The sequence below is a fragment of the Pseudoalteromonas sp. B62 genome (assembly GCF_037162565.1).
Taxonomy (GTDB): domain Bacteria; phylum Pseudomonadota; class Gammaproteobacteria; order Enterobacterales; family Alteromonadaceae; genus Pseudoalteromonas; species Pseudoalteromonas fuliginea.
Map to the genome: position 1 here is coordinate 4,045,893 of NZ_JARLVB010000002.1, position 21,340 is coordinate 4,067,232.

At 38.8% G+C, this 21,340-nt stretch carries 15 protein-coding genes and 6 pseudogenes; 2 read left to right on the top strand and 19 right to left on the bottom strand.

Annotated elements, in window-relative coordinates; translation table 11 throughout:
* Nucleotides 1-121: 121 nt before the first annotated feature.
* A pseudogene (locus tag P4S71_RS22825) lies at nt 122-1,077 on the top strand (methylenetetrahydrofolate reductase).
* 545 nt (nt 1,078-1,622) lie between these two features.
* Here the strand turns inward: P4S71_RS22825 and istB are convergent.
* From istB to P4S71_RS22860, 8 genes and pseudogenes are all read right to left on the bottom strand, one after another.
* Nucleotides 1,623-2,378 carry an IS21-like element helper ATPase IstB gene (gene istB, locus P4S71_RS22830; protein ID WP_076923272.1) on the bottom strand — a complete coding sequence of 252 codons (756 nt, stop codon included), beginning with the start codon at nt 2,376-2,378 and terminating at the stop codon, nt 1,623-1,625.
* Nucleotides 2,379-2,389: 11 nt separating this feature from the next.
* Nucleotides 2,390-3,939: pseudogene (gene istA / locus P4S71_RS22835) on the bottom strand (IS21 family transposase).
* Nucleotides 3,940-4,117: 178 nt separating this feature from the next.
* Nucleotides 4,118-4,420 carry an SIR2 family protein gene (locus P4S71_RS23245; protein ID WP_442961728.1) on the bottom strand — a complete coding sequence of 101 codons (303 nt, stop codon included), beginning with the start codon at nt 4,418-4,420 and terminating at the stop codon, nt 4,118-4,120.
* 26 nt (nt 4,421-4,446) lie between these two features.
* Entirely contained in the window at nt 4,447-5,544 is a 1,098-nt protein-coding gene (locus P4S71_RS22840; RefSeq protein ID WP_337151588.1) for an ISAs1-like element ISPsesp1 family transposase, read from the bottom strand.
* 267 nt (nt 5,545-5,811) lie between these two features.
* Nucleotides 5,812-6,915 (bottom strand): ISAs1 family transposase, encoded by a 1,104-nt coding sequence (locus P4S71_RS22845; protein WP_096793603.1) that lies wholly within the window; start codon nt 6,913-6,915, stop codon nt 5,812-5,814.
* Nucleotides 6,916-7,315: 400 nt separating this feature from the next.
* Entirely contained in the window at nt 7,316-8,290 is a 975-nt protein-coding gene (locus P4S71_RS22850; protein ID WP_337151589.1) for a sensor domain-containing diguanylate cyclase, read from the bottom strand.
* 58 nt (nt 8,291-8,348) lie between these two features.
* The gene (locus P4S71_RS22855) at nt 8,349-9,596 is read right to left on the bottom strand and encodes a DEAD/DEAH box helicase (protein WP_024593280.1); all 1,248 of its coding nucleotides are present in this window, start codon (nt 9,594-9,596) and stop codon (nt 8,349-8,351) included.
* A 189-nt stretch (nt 9,597-9,785) separates the two neighbouring features.
* Nucleotides 9,786-10,446: pseudogene (locus P4S71_RS22860) on the bottom strand (DUF3581 family protein).
* 786 nt (nt 10,447-11,232) lie between these two features.
* Here P4S71_RS22860 and P4S71_RS22865 point away from each other — a divergent pair.
* Nucleotides 11,233-12,267, top strand: coding sequence for an IS110 family transposase (locus P4S71_RS22865; protein WP_337151590.1), 1,035 nt, complete (start codon nt 11,233-11,235; stop codon nt 12,265-12,267).
* A 431-nt stretch (nt 12,268-12,698) separates the two neighbouring features.
* Here the strand turns inward: P4S71_RS22865 and P4S71_RS23250 are convergent.
* The 11 genes and pseudogenes from P4S71_RS23250 to P4S71_RS22915 form a co-directional block, all read right to left on the bottom strand.
* A pseudogene (locus P4S71_RS23250) lies at nt 12,699-12,776 on the bottom strand (transposase); the annotation flags it as partial.
* Nucleotides 12,777-13,059: 283 nt separating this feature from the next.
* On the bottom strand, nt 13,060-14,349 hold the full coding sequence (gene ltrA, locus P4S71_RS22870) for a group II intron reverse transcriptase/maturase (protein ID WP_337120709.1): 1,290 nt from the start codon (nt 14,347-14,349) through the stop codon (nt 13,060-13,062).
* Between the two features lie 652 nt (nt 14,350-15,001).
* Nucleotides 15,002-15,417, bottom strand: a pseudogene (locus tag P4S71_RS22875) (GFA family protein).
* 349 nt (nt 15,418-15,766) lie between these two features.
* Entirely contained in the window at nt 15,767-16,855 is a 1,089-nt protein-coding gene (locus tag P4S71_RS22880) for an IS91 family transposase (RefSeq protein ID WP_337149846.1), read from the bottom strand.
* Complete coding sequence (locus P4S71_RS22885) at nt 16,852-17,685, bottom strand: tyrosine-type recombinase/integrase (RefSeq protein WP_337151591.1); 834 nt, start codon at nt 17,683-17,685, stop codon at nt 16,852-16,854. Before P4S71_RS22885 ends, P4S71_RS22880 begins: the two co-directional genes overlap by 4 nt.
* 617 nt (nt 17,686-18,302) lie before the next feature.
* Nucleotides 18,303-18,616 (bottom strand): annotated as a pseudogene (locus P4S71_RS22890) (helix-turn-helix domain-containing protein).
* Nucleotides 18,617-18,677: 61 nt separating this feature from the next.
* Nucleotides 18,678-19,049, bottom strand: coding sequence for a hypothetical protein (locus P4S71_RS22895; RefSeq protein WP_138612530.1), 372 nt, complete (start codon nt 19,047-19,049; stop codon nt 18,678-18,680).
* A 1-nt stretch (nt 19,050) separates the two neighbouring features.
* Nucleotides 19,051-19,269: a hypothetical protein gene (locus P4S71_RS22900; RefSeq protein ID WP_337120712.1), complete on the bottom strand. Its 219-nt coding sequence runs from the start codon at nt 19,267-19,269 to the stop codon at nt 19,051-19,053.
* Nucleotides 19,270-19,853: 584 nt separating this feature from the next.
* Nucleotides 19,854-20,138: a hypothetical protein gene (locus tag P4S71_RS22905; protein ID WP_337151592.1), complete on the bottom strand. Its 285-nt coding sequence runs from the start codon at nt 20,136-20,138 to the stop codon at nt 19,854-19,856.
* A 1-nt stretch (nt 20,139) separates the two neighbouring features.
* Entirely contained in the window at nt 20,140-21,063 is a 924-nt protein-coding gene (locus P4S71_RS22910) for a hypothetical protein (protein WP_337120714.1), read from the bottom strand.
* Nucleotides 21,064-21,106: 43 nt separating this feature from the next.
* Entirely contained in the window at nt 21,107-21,313 is a 207-nt protein-coding gene (locus P4S71_RS22915; RefSeq protein ID WP_337151593.1) for a hypothetical protein, read from the bottom strand.
* Nucleotides 21,314-21,340 lie beyond the last annotated feature (27 nt).

Consider the following 21,340-nt stretch of genomic DNA (forward strand, 5'->3'; position numbering starts at 1 on the left):
GAACAAGCCCTATGAATAAACATCATGTTAGTTGAAAAACTTTCATTAAATAAATCTATCTAGACGTCTAAATGGCTGCTATATTAAATCCATCAAAACAAACTTAGCTGGAATGAGGATTATGGCTTTATCACTAAAAGAGAAGATAGTGGACACCAATCAAGGTGTTTATCTTATTGGTACTACCCCGCCTAAAATTGGCACCGATAAAGCGCAATTAAAAACCATTGCAGAAAAGCTATTAGGTCGCTTACACGAAATTGAATACGACGGCGTGATAATTTACGACATTCAAGACGAAAGCAGCCGAACTAACCAAGACCGCCCATTTGCGTTTAAACAAACCGTTGATCCGCGTGAATACAGCCATTTACTTCGTAATTTATCTGCACAAGATGTGATTACTTATAAAAGTGTGGCGCAGCGTGGCGTAGGCGAATTTAAAGATTGGCTAAGTGAAACTAAAAACGACTACGATTTACAAAATGTTGTTTTAGTAGGTAGCCCATCATCGATAGGCGATATAAAGCTAAGCCTGCCAGATGCGTATAAAGCGATGGCTGAGCAATCAGATGATTTCTTTTTAGGTGGCGTTACGATTGCCGAGCGCCATTCAAGTAAACGAAATGAGCACGAACGATTAATAGAAAAAACAGCACAAGGTTGTCAGTTTTTTATATCGCAAGCTGTTTACGATGCACAAGCTACTATAGAGCTAATCACTAGCTACGCACGTACTTGTAAAGCACAGGGTATTACACCTCAACGTATTATATTAACGTTTACCCGTGCGGCGGCGAAAAAACCTTAGAGTTTATGCAATGGTTGGGTATCTCAGTGCCAGAGGCAACTAAATGGCGCATGCTTGATGCAGACAATACATTAAGTGAATCAGTCCGTATTTGCCGCGAAAACCTCGACTTAATACTTAAAAGCTGTGCGCATTTAGATGTACCGCTGGGCTTAAATATTGAAAGCTTAACAAACCGTAAAGAAGAAATTGACGCGTCAATTAACTTATACCGTTTATTAAAAGCCATTATGGAATTAAACCTTGCGGAAAAGCTAATAGCTTAAAGGCTAGGTAAGAGCTAATTAACACCCTTCTTGGCAAGCCTCATGGCTTGCTTTTTCGTTACTTATTTTACACAGTTTCAGACATTAGCTTAATTTTACTTATTGCAGACATATACATACTTTTATAGTCGTCATTTATAACTTTTATGTTTACCACTTCAACATTGAATGATTTGAGTAATTCTGATTTTTCCCGCTCAATCTGATTCGTATAAAAATATATTTTGTTATCCACTAAATTATCAGCGGCAAAACGAGCTCGCTTATTAAGTAACCACCAAATATCAGTTTCGCTGTAATCAAGGGAGAGCCCAATAATATGAATATTTGAAGAAAAGAAAAGATCAATCCATGACGTAAAACAATAACTACTTTTTTTAATTTAGTCGACATTGGCTCTACGCTTTGATTTTTACCATCAACTATATGTTTATAAGTACCTTTAACATAGGATTCAATTTTACTTGCGTATTCTCATTACTTTGATCACCGATTCTCATCAGCTTTGATCGCTTGATTTATCATTTTGTAGAGCCATTTTTAAATTAACTTAACTGATCATCATCAGTCAATTCATTTAACTGTTTTCGTATCGATTCTCCTTTTAAATTCAACTTAATTGCACCATGAATCAGCCTATCTAAAATAGCATCAGCATGCGTTGATTCACCGATCATTTGGTGCCAATTTTCCTGTGGTAACTGACTAATGATGATGTGTGATTTATAACCATATCTAGCATCGATTAATTCAAGTAAGTCACTTCGTTGCTGAGCACTGAGTGGCTCTAGCCCCCAATCGTCTAAAATAAGTAAGTCGTATTTAATGAGTTTACCCAATAATTTTCGATAACTGCCATCGGCCTGTGCTAGAAATAGACTTTCAAGTAATTCTTTTAATCGAATATAGAAGACACTTTTCCCTTGTAAACAGTGCTCGTGACCCAAGGCACACGCGAGGTAGGTTTTGCCACAGCCTGTGGCGCCTGTAATTAATATATTCTGATGTAAACTCAGCCAGGTGCTTTGGCTGAGGCTACGTATTTGTGCTTTATCTAGATTGCGCTTCGGCGAGTAAATGAGTTGATTTAACTGACCCGGTACGCGGAATTTTGCTTGTCGCACTAGTCGCTCTATTTTTCTTTGGTCACGCGTATCAATTTCATGCGTTAGCAATAAACTGACGCGCTCTATAAAGCTTTGTTCTTGATATAGGTTTGGCTGTTCAAGCTGCTGCTTGAGTGCTTGCTTTATACCCGATAACTTGAGCAGTTGAAGTTGCTGATTAATTGTTTCTATCATGTTTGCATTCCTTAATGGTAGTAATCTGTGCCACGTATGTTGCTATGTGTAATTGGCTTTTCTGGCTCTGTTTGGAGTGTGGGTAATGGTTGTTGGTCTAACCCTTTTTGCAGCATTTGCTTAATAGATCTGAGTGTGGTCGTATTCATGCAAATTGCTCGGTAGCATGCTCGCTCGAGGCGTTCCTTTGAATACGTTTTAGCTAAACTTAACACCCCTAAACAAGTGCGATAAGCTTGCTCTGGATGACGTTTGCTATTAAGCAATAATTCAACGACTTGATGAGTATAATCACCGATACTCAATGCCCATGAGCGTAAATTTATCGGTGACTGCTCATGCTGTTTTTGATGCGCCTTTGGCATATGATGTGTCTGTGTCGTATGTCCGCCTAAACGGTTTGAGCGTGGATGCTGTGCTATTAAAGTACCGTCATAATAAAGCTGCACGAGTTGATTGGATATGTGTGCGCGTAATTGTTTTTTAACCCACAGATAAGGCACGCTGTAGTAATGTTTTTCTATTTCAACATGGTAATCAATATGCACACGCACTGTTTTGATTTGTGTATATTGATAGGGCTTTTCAGGCAATGGCTTTAATGCGTTTTTATCCACCATATCAAATAGCTGTTTACGTGATTGTTGATATTGCTTCATCACCTTATTGTTCATCATATCCAGTAGCTTTGCTATTTCATGATTGAGTTGCGCTAAGCTGTGGAAGGTTTGGTTACGTAAGCGTGCCATGATCCAACGCTCAACAATTTGTACGCCCACTTCAGCCTTCGATTTATCTTTGGGTTTATAAGGTCTAGCCGGAATGACAGCAACGTTAAAGTACTCGGCTAACTGGTAGTACGTCGGATTTAAATCAGGCTCGTAGCGACAGGTTTTACTGACAGCACTTCTGAGATTGTCGGGAATAACAACGTCAGGAACGCCGCCTAAAAATTCAAAGCAACGCGCATGACTCATTACCCAATCTTCAAGTTGCTGACTATACGTTGCTTCAGCATAGGTATAATTTGATGCACCTAGCACAGCAACGAATATCTGAGCAGTGCGTTTTTCCTGTGTCGTCGGACAAGTAATGGTAATTGTGGGGCCACAATAATCCACAAACAGCTTTTCACCCCTTTATGCTGCTGACGCATTGAGAGTCGTTGCGTACCTAACCATTGTTTATAAGCTCGGCAGAAGTGACTGTAGCTGTAATAAGACTCACCCATTTTTTCAAGTAACTCATCAAACACGAGCTGTAATGTTAGGTGTTTATGTTGTTTTAAGTCTTTATTGATATTTAACCAGTCAGGCGTTGGGTGTCTTTTTTTACGCGTTGAGAAGCGCTTGAGTTTGGTGTTGAAAAATGTATTTTGCTGTTTATCCTCAGGTATTGGCCATTGATTTAAGCCTAACTCATTGGCCTTTTTAAGGTAATTAGCCACAGTACCAGGTGAAATATTTAAACTTCTGGCAATCTCTCGATGGGATAATTGTGCTGAGTACTTCAGCCGTAAAATGGAATGTAATTTACTCATAGATATAGGTCTTGTTGTCATTGTTGTTATCCTCATCAAACGATTCAGATAACGGTTTAACACACCTACAAAAATGATAAAACGTGAACTCGGTTACGAGTGGTATTAAGCTTTGAACGGCAAAATCATTAAGAGCATAAAAGTGATCATTTACAAGTGATTTTAGTGATCAAAGCTTAATGAGAATAAGCGATCAAAGTTAATGCAATTGGGTGATCAAAGCAGGAGAGAATATGCATTTACTAACTGAGCTACAGTAATGGTCTAATCCAAGCATAATTGATTTAGGATGTTCTATTTCTCCGTGAATACTCCATAAGTATTTAACATTTTTATTTAAATTATATTCTCTCTTTCGCCTTAGGCTATAAATATCTTCGGTACTTAATTTTTGAGCATTAATTTTTAAAGCCTTTTCAAAAGCATAATCGTAATTGGTCGTTAAGTAATTATTAAGATCTAGCGATACTAGTTTTTCAAAAACCTCATTAGAACCTTGCAGGGCGCGAGCATACTTTGTTAAAAATGTTAACCAAAAAGAAGTTCTTCTCTAAAAGCATCATCATAACAAGCTCTTACACACTTACTTCTTATTGACCCCTTACTTTTCGTATGCTGCTTTATCATGTTCCTAACGACGCGTCTAAATAGTGCCATATGTTGCGCACTTAATGGCTCATGTATTTGACAGGCATCTTCTTTAAATACGACATCCAGTATCCAGTGTTGCTGATTTTCTATCAGCCAATGTTGTCTTATTGCTTTACTTATCAATATATTGTCTGTCAACGATGTTAGGTAGTAATGTGTGTCAATACTCGTTCTATTACCCTTCGTTCGCTCTCGCTGCACCGCAACGATTGTCCTAACTGATGGCCAGCTCTCTTTAATTTCACTCGGTAATAAACGCGCATCAAGACAATCTATCGTGCGTACTTCTTTTCGCCCATGCCCTTCATCTTGTGTTACATGACTAAGTATCTCTGAGTTTTCAGATTCATACTGGTGTGTAAATGCATCTTGAATCGCGCTATAAAGTTTCTTTTGATTACCCTTTGCTTGCACTAGATAATCTGCATGTCTGCTAATTAGCTGTTTTAGCGTTTCTTTTTGGCAGTGCAAAGCATCAAGTGTAATGACGGTGTTATTGATATCGAGTATTTTCAATAAATCCCGAACTGCCGGTATTTCATTCGTCTTACTGCCAACTGTTTGGTGGAATAATGTGAGACCTGCCTCACAATCAAATGCTGAGACGAGATGTAATTTATCAGCAATGTGTTTACTTGCTCCGCGAATAGTTTTGCCATCGAAGGCAATGACAGGATGCGCTGATTTAACGCGGTTTTGATTGACCCAGCTATACATCGCGAGTAGTAATGAGTCAGTATCAACGGTTCTAAAAATCCGAGCAATACTATGTCGAGTGGGTATGCCATTTTTGAAAGAACGAAATCCTCTTAACCAATAAAGCTTACTTTCGCCATAGACTTCAATATCTTGCCAGTTTTCACACCCTGATCTAACGGCAGTAATAATAAGAAAAAGCACATCAACTAAGTTATGGTGCTGATTTATATGTGAACGATTATCTTTGACGAGTTCTAAATGTGAGAAGAGTGACATAATAAGTTTAAGGTGATGAAATTTATGGTATTAGATCATAAAATTTGTTTATTTACAAAGTGTGATCCCGCCCTGAGAACCTTGTGACTTCATTGCATCCGCAATAGTATTTTTAATATCAACTTCATCAGCTTTCTGACTATGTTCTGGAATATGCCTTTCCATGAAAACTCTCTCATAAACCATCGTATTTGGAAGATTTCCATTTTCAAACTTATTAACCCCCTTAATTTTATCTAACAGGGCAAAATCATACTTGAGCGTTATTTATCCTAAAATAAGCTGCTCTCTTACCTCATCTGACCAAGCAGCCTGTTTCAACTTACCTTTCATACTGTCTTTTATCGCGCTTAATTTCGCTAAGTTCATCGCAAATCGTCTAAAGGTCGCCATATTCTCGGGGGCATCACCTCGACGAATACGTGAATCGTCTTCTTTAAATGTCATATCTAATACCCAGTGTGCTGAGTTTTCTATTCCCCAATGCTGGCGAATAGACTTGGCTACTTGCTCTGGGTTTATCCCTAGCGAGCTGATGTAATAACTCGTTTCCATTGTATGACTATCACCAACATAACGCTGTCGTACTACCTCGACTATGGAGTTGAAATTGACCCAACCGTGGCGCTGCTCAAGCCAATCTGTCACCAACAGTTGAGTGTAAGTGCGCTGCTCTATTCGACCATGCCCATCATTTACTGTTTCATGGCTATTTTGCTGGATGAGTGATGGCTGCTCTCGTCTGACTTTGTGATAGTAGGCTTGAATTTCTTTGTTCAATTTTCCTTGGTTATTCTTCACTTGCAGCAAATAGTCTCCGTCTTTCTTGCTGACGGCTTTCGTCACTTTCTTTAAACAATGCATCGCGTCTGCTGTGATGATATTGCCTTTAAGCTCAAGTAATTCAATAAGTGCCATCACTGTTGATACTTCATTCTTCTTACTTTTTGATTTGCATTGTGCTAGTACTAGGCCCTGTTCAACTGCATAAGCTGAAACACTGTGAATAGCTGTTTTTTTATCACCATCATAAGAATGGCGAAGTGTTTTACCGTCAAAGGCAATGACGCTTTGATTATTCGCATCTCTAAGCTCATTAACCCAAGAAACAAAACAAGCTAATAAAGCTTCAGGGGCCAGTGAGCTAATGATACGAGCAATCGTATCATCGACAGGAATACCATTTTCAAATGAACGAAACTTACGTAACCAAGTCAGTTTACTGTCACCGAATTGCTTAATATCCTTCCACCCTTCAGCACCTGAAATAATCGCAGTGACTGTAAGGAATATAACATCCAGCAATTCATGTTTTTTGTTGATGTGTGAACGAGTATCTTGAATGTCGTTGAAATGGTTGATGAATGACATGTTAATCGCCTTTGAGAAAAAGGCGATTTGATCACAGATTCGAAGTAATAATCAAGTTAAGTATGATCTTGCCCTGTTTTATCTAATAAATCATTCCAACTAACGGCATCATCCGAAAGTCTATTAATCCCATTTCCAAACAGCACTGTATTTTGCATAATTAGCCCTAATAAATATAACAAACCTGTAAAATGGATTGTTTAAACCCTATCGATACAAAATAACTTAACTTAGCTTAATTTCAAACACTTAGGTCTTTTATTTGGATTTCATTGAGAGAAAGTTATTTTTTGGAGTAATTTAAATAAAAAATATCAAAGTTCCAATCAATTCTGTTTAATTCAACTTTGATAAGGAAGTTGCCCTGTAGGAAGAAAATAATTCGCACCATCTTTACAATTCACTTTTTAGCCAACTTATACGCTTGTTTATTTTTATACATTGCCCTATCTGCATCATTTAATAGTTTTTCAAATGACTGCCTTTGTTTGTCAGTAAAGCTATAACCAATACTGAGCGATAAATCGCAAACGTCTTCTTTGAGTAAGGCTTTTGAATACTCAGTCGAAATTTTATCCATAATGTAGCCAATCTTACTTTTATCGCTTACTTGCATTACCACAACAAACTCATCACCTCCGATACGCCCGACTATATCAGCATCTCTTAAATGGGTTTTTAGCGTATCTGCCAATATAATTAAGGCTTTGTCACCCACTTCATGACCAAAGGTGTCATTTAATTTTTTAAAGTCGTTTATATCAATAAATAAACAACATACATCAAAACCTAAGCGTAGCGCTAAATTAAGCTTTTGCTGAGCGAGTAAACTAAGTGCTCGGCGGTTATAGATATTAGTTAGCGCATCGAGCATGGCTATTTCGCGCATTTGTTCATAACTATAAATAAGCGCTAAGTCGTCTTCAATTAAATCGCGTAGTTGTTCTATAAGCTCAAAATATTCATTGGTATAAGTTGTTTTTTTAGTGTCTTTTAAGCATAGCGTGCCAAATACTTCGCCTTCTGGCCAATGGATTGGTAAACCTAAGTAGGATTCAACACCATCTTCAACAACCTCCGGTAGAGTGTTCCATGCATCATTATTACTTGCATTATTAACGTATAAGGTATTGTTATTCTCTGCTACGTACTTACAAAAAAGAGGTGTTTGGGGAGGAAGGATAGGATTGGTCTCAAAGTTAGAGCCACCTTCGTTATTTCTAATAACAACGCGATAGCCTTTGCTTGTTGCCTGAACTATATAACCTGACAGGGCCGAAAATAGCCCCGTGATAAGATCAATTGTTTTTTGCCATTTATGCAAAGATATTTGGCCATCAATACCAGAAAATGCCCACTTATCAATTTCAAACATTGCTTTACCTCAGCTACTTATTAGCTTCAGTATAGGCAAAAAAGCAAAGGAAAAGCTATTATTTACGACGCCTACTTGGCTCTCTTTTTCCTGTGATGCGTTTTTTATCGCGATCTTTTCGCGACTTGTTGGTGTTTTTACGATTATCTTTTGGCTTTTTATTAGGATCTGGCTCGTAACCTTCTAACCACTGCGGCGTTAAACGCGTATCGAGTAATACTTCAATTTCTTCTAGCAGCCATTGCTCATCAAGACTTACCAGCGACATGGCAAGCCCTTGCTCACCAGCACGACCTGTACGGCCAATACGGTGTACGTAGTCCTCGGCAATATACGGTAGTTCAAAGTTAATTACGTATCTAAGTGTGGAAATATCTAAACCACGCGCGGCTACATCGGTTGCAACAAGTACGCGTGTAATACCTTCTTTAAAGTTTTGCAATGCACGGTCGCGTGCGCCTTGCGATTTGTCGCCATGGATTGATTCGGTTTTTAAACCGTCTTTACACATTTCTTTAGCAAGCTGATCAGCCATTTGTTTTGTGCGAGTAAAAATAAGCACTTGGCGCCAGTTTTTCATGCCAATCATGTGCGATACAAGTTCACGCTTACGATCCTCATCTACAGCGTAAATAACTTGCTCTACTTCAACTGCGGCTGAGTTGCGCTTATCAACTTCAATTAGTTCTGGATTTTTAAGTAGTTTTTTACTGAGTTCAAACACGCTGTCATCAAACGTAGCTGAAAAGAGTAAAGTTTGGCGATCGCCTGGTATATGTCGCAATATACGTCTAATTTCATCAATAAAGCCCATATCAAGCATGCGGTCGGCTTCGTCAAACACTAAAGAGTCTACGCTTGAAAGTACCACACTGCCTTTAACTATATGATCAAGCAAACGCCCTGGTGTGGCCACTATAACTTGTGCTGTTTTAAGTGCTTTAATTTGAGGGCCAATACTTGCACCACCATAGGCTAAAGCACCATTGATATTAGTGCCTTGTGCGTACTTTTCAAAGCTGGCAAATACTTGCTGAGCAAGCTCTCGTGTTGGCGTTAAAATTACAACGCGGGCAAGGCCTTGCTCATCTTTTTTAGGGGTATTTAAAAGCTTATGTAATAGAGGTAAAACAAAGGCGGCGGTTTTACCCGTACCTGTTTGCGCGCTGCCCATTACATCACTTCCGGCTAAAATAGGCGGAATAGTTTTAATCTGAATTGCGGTTGGTTGAGTGTAATTATTTTGCTCAATCGCTGTTAATAATAACGGGTCGAGATTAAGTGATGAGAATGTAGTGGCAGACATAGGCTTAGCTTTAAAATAACAAAGAGCGCTATTGTACGCATATTACTGTACTGCGTAAATTAACCAGTCCAGAAAAGTATTTAATCGTGATTGCTCACTTTCGCTTTAGCGCTAAAACAATAAAAAAACCCAATAAAAAAGGCGCTAAATAACAGCTGTATTTAGCGCCTTTTATAATTTGCTGTAGCTTTAAGCTGGCTTTAGTGTTGCTTTACGTTCGTTGTAAAACGCTATTAAATCGTCAACTGTTGCTTGGCAGTATTCGCGAATACCCGAAACCACCATGTGCTTTTTCACCACTGCCCACTTTAACGCCGTTTTCTAGCAGGTTAAAACGTAGTGTAATTTTTCCGCGCTTACCGGCATACTCAAAACTAGGCTCTGCAAACTCAAGTTCTGGTGCTGTTATATCAAGATTATCAAGATTGATAAGCATTGATTCGTAAATTACCATCGGACGAGCAGGGTTTATCATTACCTCTTGCTTGCCCATTAATGGGATAATTACATGCGGAAAGGTAGTACCAGAAAACTCAACATAATTTTTTATTAGACTATTAGTTAGTGCTGGGCATTGGCTGGTTTTACCGCTGCGCTTTACCTTTAAAATAACTTTTTCGCCATTGGTTACATCAAACTCATCAGCCCCCTCAGGGAAGTTAAGTTTCGTGTTTTCATCAACCATACCAGCAAAAGTAAATTCCATTTGTTCACTAATACCGTAGCGATCTAGTACCAATGAAAAAAGTAAGTCTCCTGGCGCGCAAAACTTTTTGGCATCTTTGTCATGAAGTGGATTGTAATCATCAGCAACGCATTTAGCGAAGCGACAACCTTGCTCACGAGAGATAGAAACATAATCAGCGTGCTGCTGAAAAAAGGACTTAACATAGTGTGTTCACTGCTTAAACTGCTTATAACCTGTCCATACTACCAGAAAAAAAATATTGAGAGGTCGAATCTGTTAGATTAATGGCTAAATAAAACAGAGCAATAAAAACAATGACCTTTTATTTATTAGCGCTATCAATTATATGTGTTTTTCCGTACTGCAAAATATCAATAATGCGACAACCCCTTTGGCACTACTTACTAGCTTTAGGTGTTGTAAGAAAGAAATTAGCTGGACAGCCACTTTAACTGTACTAAGAGACGGTGTTTTATGGGAAGCGCCAAAAGTTATAAATTAACTATTAACGCCATAGTCTCTTGTTATGAATTTTCGTGCTTCCAGTTTAGATATTTACAAAGCCCTTCCAAGTCAGGAAATAAAGTATGGCTGTTAACACCGTGCCTATCTAATGCTTTTAGCATTGTTTTAAAATGGCAAGGATCTGACTGTCTGTAAAATGTGCTTTTTTCATAATTTTCTCCTGTGTTTACAATAAGAGAAAATTCTACGTTTGGCATCTATTATTTTTCGGGGGGATTACCGGGCTATCTATTTTTACTTTCATTTTGTCTACATAGCTCAGCTTTTTGCGTGATTCATTATTTATAATAATGCACTCTTCATGCTGTTTTTGTTGGCTTTTTCCGTAATAATTAGGATGGGTGATGAGATGGACGCTCCCCAAAACGGCGTCAATGCGCCAAACTGGTTATAACTCACATTCAGTTAAAGGGAACGTCCACCATGAAAATTAGCACATTATCAATTGATTTGGCAAAAAATGTATTCCAAGTCGCTGGCTTTAATTCTAACCATAAAAGGGAGTGCAATAAACGCTTAAACAGACCTAAACTCAACGCCTTCATTGCAAATACACCACCGTGCCGCGTCGTGATGGAAGCCTGTTATTCTTCTCACTATTGGGGAAGAGTATTTACGTCTTACGGTCATACCGTTGACCTTATTCCTGCACAACACGTTACTCCTTTTGTTCGCGGTAATAAAAACGATAGTAACGATGCCCTTGCTATCTACGAAGCAAGCTTACGCCCTAATATTAAATTCGTTCCTATTAAAACCGAAGCTCAGCAAGAAATACTCACGCTTCATAAAATACGCGAGCGGCTTCTGCAAAACAGGATTGCTGCAACCAACCAGTTACGCGGTTTATTGGTCGATTTTGGGTATGTATTTCCTGTCGGTATGAAGGTATTTGAGCAAGGCCTCATTGCGTTAGAAAGTGATTCTGAGCTTCGCCCAATACTGCGCACAATGGTGAGTGATATTTACACTGAGTACAAAACCCTTGTTAAACGCATTAAAGCCATTGAAGCGATGCTTACTGCACACGTTGAACGGGATACAAACGCTAAAATACTTCACTCCATTCCTGGCGTGGGTGTACTCAATGCCTCAGCCTATGCGGCATCAATCGGGAACGGTCAGGCATTTAAGAATGCAAAAGAACTCGGGGTGTGGCTAGGATTAACACCTAAACAATACGCGTCAGGCGATAAAAGTAAAATGTCTGGTATTACTAAACGCGGCAACAGTTACTTACGAAAACAACTTATTCACGGTGCTCGCGCCCTTATCGCCAGAAGCCACCATAAAACAGATGCGTTAAGTTTGTGGATAAACCAGCTGCGCGAGAAAAAACACTTTAATTGTGTGGTGGTTGCCACCGCACACAGATTGGCGCGGCTGATGTGGGTATTGCTGACCAAGCAAGCCCTCTATTCACCTCAGTTTGTGCAAAATACACAGAAGGATGCTTAATTATGCGTATTTTACACGCCAATCACACCCGAGTTTACGACTTAAGACAGCCTGGTTATGACATAGGTTTTAAAACCTGAGTGGGTGTTTGGGCACTTAAGTCGTAACATACACTTATCCTGTATGTACTTCACTTATAATGAAATAAAAAGCGCACGCTAACCAAGGTTAACCAGATAAAGACACGAGATTTAATCTCGCTTGGGTGAATATTTTTAGGTCCCTTGGTACGAAGTTCATTAGGAGCATGGCGCATGATAATCATGACACCATAGCTCGAATATATGTCAGTACCTTTGCTTTTTAGCAAGCTTGTGACGCATCATTACTGTGATATGAGATACGTGATAATAGAATAAAGGCATCAATTTTGATGTTTATACATTAGCTCGTCTTGACTTCAAGGGAGCGTCCATATATGTCATCCTAATTAGCTTTTTCTCGACAATATAACAAAGGGCATACTCAAAAGTGCCTGGCAAAATTTGCTCAGCGAAATTGATAGGAATGAATTTATTTTGACAGGATAAGTCAGGCTTGACTTCTCACCCAAAGAAAGTGCCATAGCAGTTTACCATGGGTGAATAATATCTATTAGATCACAGCGAATAGATGGATTAAAGGTTGAAAAGCAACCAACCAAGAACAGTTGGATACGTTCCTAAAAAGAGTAATTCTACAGCCTATCGTGGTAGAGCGACCTATTACTAGGCCGACCCCACACAGATCCGGACGAGCGGAACTACCGCATCCGGCTCTTCAGTTAACTATTCACTCGTGTAAAACATGACCCTAATACCAATCGACAAGAATATTTCGCTTGCTGACTTTGATACTCTCAATATTAAAATACTCTAACATCTTCTTGAAATTACTCCAGTTATAACTTCGTCGACCACTTCGCCTGTTCAACCATTTATATAAGGTATGCAAAGCATAATCATATAAACACGCTAAACTTCGACTATTGTCGGGAAGCCCGAAATAGTTTCTAAACCCTATCAGTTTTCGTTTTAATTGTGGCAGCCAATCTCTCAACTTAAATGAGTGTTTCGCTTTGATCCATTGGTAATATTCACCCAGCGTTGCCTTTTGCTTCTTCGCGCCAGTGCGCCGCCGCAATCTTGGTTTACCCGATGAATCTGTGCCCCAGTAAAACTCAAACCCTAGAAAGACAAAATGACGTTTTCGACCAACGTGAAATCGGCTGAAGCGCATTAACGATGTTTTGTCTTGTGCAACGTCTAAGTTGAACTTCTTTAATCGCTTCGGTAATACCTTATAAAAGCGCTCTGCGTCATTCGCATATTGAAACGCGCAAACAAAATCATCTGCATAACGTATCATCATCGCTCTGCCGCGCATCTTCGGCTTTACTTTCTTTTCAAACCACAGGTCTAGCGCATAATGTAGATAAATATTAGCAAGCACAGGGCTGATAATACCGCCTTGTGGGCTGCCACTCGATGGTTTGGTAAAGACACCATCAGGGGATTTTATCCGTGCTTTTAACCACTGATTTATTAAGTTAAGTATTGCCCTATCATCGATGCGTTGTTTGAGCATGTCCATCAACCATTCATGATCAAGGTTATCGAAGAAGCCTTTAATATCAGCCTCAACTATATAACCATAACCTTGAAACTGCAGATTAAGTGTCAAACTATGCACCGCTTGATGCGCACTTTTATTCGGTCGATAACCATAACTATTGCGCATAAAGTCTTGCTCCCAAATACTTTGCAGGATCTGGCTAACACTTTGTTGCACAAGCTTGTCATCAACCGTTGGCAGACCCAAGGGCCGTTGTTTACCATTCGATTTAGGGATGAAAATGCGTTTAATATCATTAACTCGGTAGCGTTTCTGCTTAAGTTGCTGACCTAAACGGTCAATATTTTCGATTAGCTTTGCCTTGTACATAGGCATAGTAATGCCATCAATACCGGGTTTAGCTAATTTATTGAGTTGACCCCAACTTTGATGCAGGCTATCAGTATTTAACAGTCCATATAAATTCTGAAACCTGTGTTTGGGGTGGGTATGTGCTTTAAATGCGATGGTATTAAGTGTTGTTGTCATAGTGGTTCCAGCCCTACTTTGTCCGGACTATGTGCCGGCTTAATACCGAAAATAACTGTCAGCTCCTTCGCCATGTACAAGGCTTTCCCCTGCGCAGACTACTATGGGCTGATCTGACTTCCAAAGGGTCATCGTTGGCTTTGCTTTTCGTTAAGCTTCTCTACCACTATCCGTGTGGAACGCCTTTGGATCTCTCAAGTTCTCAATACATCTATTTATACATGCCACGGCTTGAAAACTCCGCTGACTCTCTACAGCCTAACCAATGCGGCTGTTTTGCATGGACTTCGGTAGCGTTGCAAACCTCGTCAGTCAGATCTAATATTTATCGGAGCGATACCAGCACTTCAGGGCCACGATAGCCCCTATGGCCTACATAATTCTCTGTGTACGCTTCACCAATATTGTTCGTGTGATGCAGTCCTCACTGCTGAAAAGCATTTGCTAATCCCACACTCCGCCAAAGGCGCAACACTCGATACAGGTGGTTGGTTAAACCTTACCTGACAGGGACTTGCACCCTGCAAGATGCATCAAGCTTCGCTTGACGCACCAACGCCGCGTTAAGGTGTGACAAACGCTTGCCATACTTAAGCGAAGCGAAACTTGCAAGCGTTTGGAATCACTCTTAAACGCTTTGTTATATGTTTGATTACACCTTGTCCGAAAAGTAGGCCATGATCTCTTCTGTAGTCATTTCCTTAGTCTCGTTGGCAAAGCAATAATAACTCGGGCGCATGTCACTAAAATACTGCATATCCATTTCTAACCCTTCTAGGTATGGAAATAAACCTACCGGCATATTGTACTCACCTGTTTCATTGAATTTATAAAATAGATGTGTTCCACACTCAGTACAGAAGCCTCGTGAGGCCCAAGAAGATGACTTGTACATTTTTACTTTATCTTCACCCTCTAGTTTCACTTTAGTGCCGCATTTCACCGCAAAGAAAGGAGCTCCCCCCAAGTTCGGCATGATTGACAATGACAAACTGTAAACTTGGGATTGATGTTTTCTGCCGTAATTTTTACGGCACCACAAAGGCAGCTAGCCTCAGAATAAGACATTAAAATAACTCCTAAATTGATAAAAACATATAACACTTTAGTATTTATGCGACACGCTGTTTGTGTTGCATAATCGCTTGTTGGACTGAGGCGCTACCTGCTCGGTGTGTCAGAGTTGGTGTTGTTTATGCTATGGGAATTTGCTTTTTAGAGGCTCTAGCTAAATCAGCTAATTTAATAAGCTTACCTATTATAATTTAAGCTTTCCCTGCATTGCTCAGCGTTTATTATCTATTCATTAAACCGAATGTTTAACCGTTAAGCAAGGATATTTTTCGCTCGCACAGTCGCTATTAGCCTGAGCAATTAAGCAGGTTAACTTATTAATTTGATGCAGCAAGCAAGGCTGCTAACTCGTTCGCGCTATTTTATTTGTCGCCTCATCTAAATTCATCACACCAATAAATCGTAAGGTACCTGCCTTACAATGCTGGCAAGGCCAATGCGGTATCAGTGTTACGTTTTCTGTCTTTAGCTTCTCCACTTTACCTATGTGTGATTCTTGTGACCTTATTAGTGCTAACTTTCGCTTGCGACATGCATTAGCTAAAAAACCATAGTGACGAATGCGCATAAACCCTTTCGGCAATACATGTTGTAAGTAACGCCGTAAAAATTCATCACAGCTCAGTGTCATTACTTTATCGCGGTTCTTATCTGCATAATCTCGGTATTTAAAACTCACAGTTTGTTTATTTGCTCTCACTAAACGTGATTCTGACATTACGCCTTTTCGGGTATAGCGAGCAAGGTAGCTAACTAAATTTTCACTGTACGTTAAACAGGCTTTGCTATAAACACACCATTTGGTTGGCATGTTTATCTTCGTAAATGAACTATCGCATTCATTTAACGCCGCCAGCATTTTACCTCTAAAGACTGTTGATAACGCTTTCACGGGGTATAAATAGCCTTTTTCTATTTCATGCCAGTGCGTTTTTTCAAGTGCACCTGCGGGTATCAAACAATGCAAGTGGATATGCTGACTTAAGTTTTGCCCCCATGTATGCAGTACGCTTGTCATGCCTAACTGACCATGCCTCTTTCGTTTCGCGAATTTGTTCAGCGTTTGCCATGCGGCTTTAAATAAACAATGATACAACGCGTTTGGGTTGTAGTGCGCAATGACATTTAACTCATGGGGGAGCGTAAAAACAAGGTGGAAATACCGACACGGTAATAAATCCTCTTGCTGCCTTTGCACCCACTTAGCCGTAGCCATGCCTTGGCAACGCGGACAATGACGGTCTCGACAGCTACATCCAATCTTTTGTGACTCACCACAGTTATCACATTGCCATGCTTGGTAACCGAGCTGACCCGTTCTGCATGATTGAAGGTGCTGACAGACACGCAGTTGTTGATAGCTCATCGTATGATGCTGGCGATAATTCTCAAGATTCGAGTTTAAAATATCAGCGAGGTGTAAAGCGCTCATTGTTTACTCCAGCTCGCAAGTAAATCAATGCCGCCATGCCCTAATTCAGGTAACCAATGTAAGTAACTTTGTGTGGTTTTAATATCACTGTGACCAAGCTGATGTTGCAGTTGATGAAGTGGCATACCTGATTCAAGTTGGTGTGTTGCATAAGCATGGCGTAATACATGTGGATTACAGTGCTTTAAACCACACATTTGTGCATGTTTTTTCAATGCCTTTCTGAAGCTTGAAGGTGACATAGGTTTATCCATTAACCATCGTGAATAAAACATCCAGCCTGTTGGGTGATACATTTTCCAATAGCGACGTAATTGATTTAGCACGCTATCTGATACAACAACATAACGTGACTTATCTCCTTTACCCTGTTCAATTAAAATGGTTTTACGCTGTCCATCGATATCTTGCACTTTGATGCGCAGCAGTTCGCCAATACGCAAACCACATCCATAACACACCACTATCAATGTTTTTAAGCGCATATCGGTGCAACTTTCTATAAGCCGTCGCATGTCATCGCGCGATAAATACGTGGGTGCGCGAAGTTTTACTTTTGGCAGTACAATATCTAAGTTAAGTGGCTGATGTAAAATATTCTTAAACAAGAACCAAATACTGTTTATCTGTATTTTTTGGCTTGCTCTAGAAAGTTTACGAATCGCAGGATCGTTAAAAAAGGCGTTAAGTTCCTCATCAGTAATCGAATCGAGCGGTTTATTAAAATAATGACTGAGTTTTAGTAAATGTTCACAGTAGCTTTTACATGTACTTTGCGAATAACCACGATAGGCTATTTCAGTTTTGACTTGTTCAATGAGTGTATTCATGACTTACCTCCAAGTTATGGGATAACCCCAAGGTAAGTGTGGCTCAAATGGTCAGAATAGGATCTCCGCGTAGCGGCTTAGTTCAACAATTTAATAGTGCGCTCGTCGCGCATGTTTCTACCGACTCCACGCTCATTTATCTACTTTATATAGTTTTAACAAATTACCTAAGGCATTACTATCACAAAGTTTTCTAAAATTTTCAGGGAAAGTTAAATGAACAATATGCGCGCGTCGCTCATTTTCATGAATATATGCGCAAAGCGTAATTTAACCAATCAACTAACGACGATATTTAAGCAATCTCAATGACCGCTCCTCACACCAAACAGCCCTATAAAAAGTATGTACGTTATCTGACAAAACAAACTAAGAACCACTCAAATTAAGCAATAAAACAATGAATCTATCGCACAACTGCCCGCAGTTTTAAGGCTAGATTAAATAATACATATACTTGGTTTTTGAGTTAATAAGTATATTTGTGACTCGTTGGGTTTCGTTTCACTCTACCCAACCTACGTAAAATTAATAAAAAGTGGGGTTGTGGGTTTACTTTTTAATTAATAAGTCATAGGTAATTAAGCTATTAATTTTATTGAATAAACCTTTAAGCGCTATAACTCAGCTATATGATTTAGTGTCTCAGGATGTCGCTGCACAAGCTTTAACAATGTTATCGCTTGCCCATTCGGTGCACTGCGACCTTGTTCCCAGTTTTCAAGCGTTCTTGCTGAAGTATGTAGAATGTTTGCAAATACACCGCGCGACATATTAAATGTTTCTCGATATTTACTATTTCATCAGGCGAGATAGCAAGGGCATTAATATCATTTACTGAATGAGTACCTAACGTTAGCTTTCCTTGTGAATGCGCTTTAGCGTCCATAAGTGCTGTAGTTAATTCTGAAAATAAATCACGTTTGCTCATTGCGCCACGCCCCAAAAACTCAAGTTTTAGTTTTTTGGAATCTCTATTTTATTATTTATAGTTAAATTAAGAACTCTACAGAGTCCTTTGATTTCCATTCAGCTTTTCTCATTACTGTAATTACAATGTTCTCATGATGCTCACCAGAATGGCTTTGAATCTTATTTACAGCGCACGGCATGTTAATATGTGAGATTGTGCACCGAATATTAAATGTACTATTGTGCTTAAGATTTAAAATATTCTCTTTATGTCTCGCGGTTAAACGGTTGAATATACTGTTTAGTTCAGCAATCATAATCATTGGGGTGTTACGAGAGTCATTCATCCTGTCTTTGACAAAGTGTTTTGACATTTTAAATGACATATTGTGTTTACGGAGTATTTCATTGACCGAACTTTCTAATGCAGATATTTCAGCTTCAGTAATCATTTTATGCACCTCCAATGTGCTTATTATATAACTCCAATAACTTCGAATTCAGTTCACCATCAGTAAAAGCAACTACATTACCAATAGGCTTCGAATCTTCTAAGTTTCCTATTCTCACTTCAAAATTTTCATTATCAAAACTATCTATAAAAATATGACTTCCTTCTTTTTCATCATAAAATGATGCGAAGTTGTCTGTAATTGCCATATCAAATTTCATAGTTTTCTTCCTTGTAGATTAAATATCAAATAATAAAACCTAATAGTATGCAGCCCTATAACATGCATAGTAATATCTTTACTCGACCAACTTATCAAATCACTTGCTAACTTGCTAACTTGCAAACTTGCAAACTTGCAAACTTGCAAAAAAATAATAATCACTTAACACTAACCTGAATACTCTAAATAGCATTGATTTACGCAGCTAATGAACAACCGCATGTACCCACTAAGTTTAGATGGCATTAGTAAGGCGATTAAAAAGCTGAGTTAATGTATTTTAAGTAGTTTATACACCATATTTTTGATGGTATTCACTGAGCATGAATTCTAATTGTTTCTCGAAGACTTCAATGGATGGTGTTTTTCCACTTAACCGCTGCTGCTTCAGCCATTCAAGTAATTCAATCCTCACTAAATAGCCACCTTCAATACAGTAACCTGGATCTGAAAGCCAAATTTGCGGAGCCCCTAGCGAAGCTCCTGAATACCAGCCACAAATAGAATAGCCTTCACTTTCGAGCTTATTACTAAGTTGCCAACTGAAAATCCACCACGTAGTCAGAAATAAAGGGAAACACCCTACAATAACAAATAATCCCCCCTCATCGATTTCGCTGATATATCACCGTACATTCTTTGATAAATCCCATAGATGAGAACAAAAAAAGCAGGCATCATAACTATCAAAGGAATTACTACAGGCTTAATTTTTAGCGAAATCACATCTTCAGCAATAAGACTTAAAGTGCTAATTTCTAATTTAAAGCTGCAGGCATAAAAAGTAATGATTAAACACAAAACGCCTATAGAAAGCCAACCCTTCTTAGGGTTTGTGGGTTGAAATTGATTAGCCGAACTTGCCATTTTAGTATCGTTTTCCTGAGTAAGGAATACCAAATAAGCGGTGTACAAACTCAACTGGATTATTATCGTACATTCGCTCAGCCCTATCAAACTCATATTTTAACTGAGTAACATTATTTTTTATATTCTCTTCCATTACTCGTAAGCTATTTGAGATTTTTTTAGTCATTTCATCAGAATCAATAAACGCAGATGTTAAAAGGGTTAGCACAGTACCGATGATAACTACTGCTATCATTGGGCCTACAGCGACCATTGCGGCAGTACCGCCTACATAAGTTGCAATTAGCCCCCAAGCAATTCCGGACGATACAGCAGCAATACTTACATCTACAGCCATACCACCAATAAAGTCATGCCATGTAGCGTTATCATTAATTATTTGCTCAATACTGTGAAAAAATGCTGAAATGATTATAGTGACAACAAAACCACCTTTTATGGCTTTTTCAACACCTATTTTACCAATTCCGAATGAAACAACTTTAGGATTATGTGCCAAATACTTAGTACCTGTTAAGTGTTTTCTCAGACCTGCATAACCTTTAAATATAACATGTGGCTTACCATTATAAGTCTTAATTTGGTATTTAGAAAAAACGTTCCCACTACGACTCATTTCTAGAGCAATAGCTCCAAGAACTACCACATCTAATGTCACCGGAACTGCCGCAGAATATAATTTAGCTGACTCTTTATACTTATTAATAGTATCCGCATTAATATTTGCTTTAACTAATGTTTTCTCAATCCATTCGCTGATTTGAAGCTGATTCATTCCATTCAATCTCTTTACATTAATAATAAAGTCAAAGAATTCAGCCGTATTCATTTGTACAAAAGTATATTCATTTTTGCCAATAGTAGCTTGAATTTGTTTTTGCCTTTGTAGTTGTTGAATCGCTTTTCTAGCGTGCGCAGACATGTTAAATTTCCTTATAAATAAATCCTAATATTTCAAAGCTGATTTAAACAGCCATGAAAGCAAAACATTTTTTACTATACCTAAAAAACTTGCCCCAGCAATTATCGCTCTTAACCTTTAGATCCACAATAACCCAAACTAAAAGTATCAATGTTGTAAATGGGTTTGCTATAAACATTAATATTAGAAATGCTGTTAGCCAAAAACCTCTTTTTTTAGTTTCCATTGGTTCTACTTCTACAGTTTCCATTAAAACTCCTTAATTATGAATTTTGCA